Source organism: Vicinamibacteria bacterium, assembly GCA_035620555.1.
Taxonomy (GTDB): Bacteria; Acidobacteriota; Vicinamibacteria; order Marinacidobacterales; family SMYC01; genus DASPGQ01.
In genome coordinates, this window is sequence record DASPGQ010000384.1 from 1 (window position 1) to 2,078 (window position 2,078).

A 2,078-nucleotide genomic window follows, 5' to 3' on the forward strand; every position below is an offset into this window, starting at 1 on the left:
GAGCGCCGCGACGGAGCCCGGGATGACCACGAGCATCACCGTCCACCCGTAGAGAAAGGCGAAGAACGGACCGTAGGCCTCGCGCATGTAGACGTAGAGTCCGCCCGAATGAGGGAGCATGGCTCCGAGCTCGGCGAGAGCGAGGGCCCCGGCGAGCACGAGAAGCCCGGAAAAGATCCAGATCCCGAGCACCAGACCGGGCTCGGGAACGTGACGGGCGATGAGGCTCGGTACAACGAAAATCCCCGAGCCGATGACCGTGCCCACGAGGAGAAGGGCGCCGTCGAGTCGCCCCAGCTTGCGGGGAAGCTCGTCGGACGTGCTCACGCTCGGGGAGTATATCCCGCGTGCGGTGGATATTTGTTTCTGGAGTGTGAGACGCTCTCGTGGCCGATCCGCGTTCTCGAGCCGGGTCGATTCTGGATGGAGTATCGAAGCATGATCGTTTTCATCACCTCGTTGATCGCGTTACTGAGCGCCACCACGACGCTCTTTGCCGACGACAACTGGCCGCAGTTCCGCGGATCGGGTGGCGTCGTAGAGGATCCGACCCTTCCCGAAACCTGGAGTGCGACCGAGAACGTGAAGTGGAAAGCCAGTATTCCCGGCCGTGGATGGTCCTCTCCCGTCGTGTGGGGCGACCTCATCTTCTTGACATCGGTCGTCTCCGACGGGGACGAGGGACCGCCTCAAGCCGGCTACTACTCGGGCGGCCAGCAGGACATCCCCGGGGGCGAGCACCGATGGGTGGTACTGGCTGTCGACTTCGAGACCGGCGAGCTAAGGTGGAGCCGCGAGGTGCATCGAGGGCGTCCCACCGAGGCGCGCCACTTGAAGAACAGCTACGCGTCGGAGACACCCGTTGCCGACGCGTCGCGGGTCTATGCCTATTTCGGAAATCTCGGCGTTTTCGCCTTCACCCACGAGGGTGAGCCCGCCTGGGACAAACGACTCGAGCCCCTCGAAACGCGATACGGCTGGGGAACCGCGGCATCACCCGTCCTTCACCAGGCAACGCTATTCATCGTGAACGACAACGAGAAGGACTCCTATCTCCTCGCCCTGGAAGCGACGACCGGAAAAGAAAAATGGAGGGTCTCGCGCGACGAGAAGAGCAACTGGTCGACTCCCTTCGTGTGGGAGAACGAGCTCCGGACCGAGCTGGTTACGGCGGGGACGAACGCGGTGAGAAGCTACGACCTCGACGGGAATCTTCTCTGGCAGCTCTCACCCATGTCGTCGATCACGATCCCGACTCCTGTCTCCGAGAACGGTCTTCTCTATCTCACCTCGGGATACTTCGGAGACGAGGTCCGTCCCGTCTACGCCGTCAAGCCCGGCGCTTCCGGCGACATTACTCTCGAGGGAGGTGCCAGCTCGAGCGAGCACGTTGCCTGGTCCTGGCCGCAGGCCGGCCCCTACGGGACCTCGCCCCTCGTCTATGACGGGATCTACTACACGCTCTACGATCGCGGCTTTTTGACGGCACACGACGCCCGGACCGGAAAAGAGATCTACGACAAGAAGCGCATCGACGATGTCTCGGGTCCATTCACCGCCTCACCCTGGGGGTACGATGGAAAGATCTTCTGTCTCAGCGAGGAAGGCGTCACTTACGTCATCCGCGCGGGCGCCGATTACGAGGTGCTCGGCACCAACGACCTCGACGAGTTCACCCTCGCCACACCGGCTCTCGTGCGCGGAAGCCTTCTGATTCGAACCGCGTCGCACCTTTACCGGTTTGCGAAGGAAAAGTAGGGTCCGACCTCCCGAGGGAATTTACAATTCATCCAAGGCCCGCCGTTTGCGTGACAAGAATACGCCGCTCTTGAGCCACGAGCCCTTCTGGAGGACGGAGTATCCGCGGCCGAACGACTTGCCCGTCGCTTCCGAGCTTCCCGAGCGCGTCGATGTCGCCGTCGTCGGGAGCGGCTATACCGGGCTCAACGCGGCCCGTGTCCTGGAGCGAAGCGGAGCGAGCGTTTCCGTTCTCGAAAGGGAGACGATCGGCTGGGGGGCGAGCTCGCGCAACGGCGGCATGGCCACGACCGGCCTCAAACGGCCCACCCAGGCGATAT

3 protein-coding genes are annotated in these 2,078 nt (G+C 63.1%); 2 read left to right on the forward strand and 1 reads right to left on the reverse strand.

The genetic code is table 11. The features are described 5' to 3' along the window. A partial coding sequence (locus VEK15_15600; GenBank protein ID HXV62124.1) for an amino acid permease occupies nt 1-327 on the reverse strand: 327 nt, incomplete at its 3' end. 111 nt (nt 328-438) lie between these two features. Here VEK15_15600 and VEK15_15605 point away from each other — a divergent pair. Beyond that, nucleotides 439-1,758: a PQQ-binding-like beta-propeller repeat protein gene (locus VEK15_15605; protein ID HXV62125.1), complete on the forward strand. Its 1,320-nt coding sequence runs from the start codon at nt 439-441 to the stop codon at nt 1,756-1,758. Nucleotides 1,759-1,828: 70 nt separating this feature from the next. Continuing rightward, a partial coding sequence (locus VEK15_15610; protein ID HXV62126.1) for an FAD-dependent oxidoreductase occupies nt 1,829-2,078 on the forward strand: 250 nt, incomplete at its 3' end.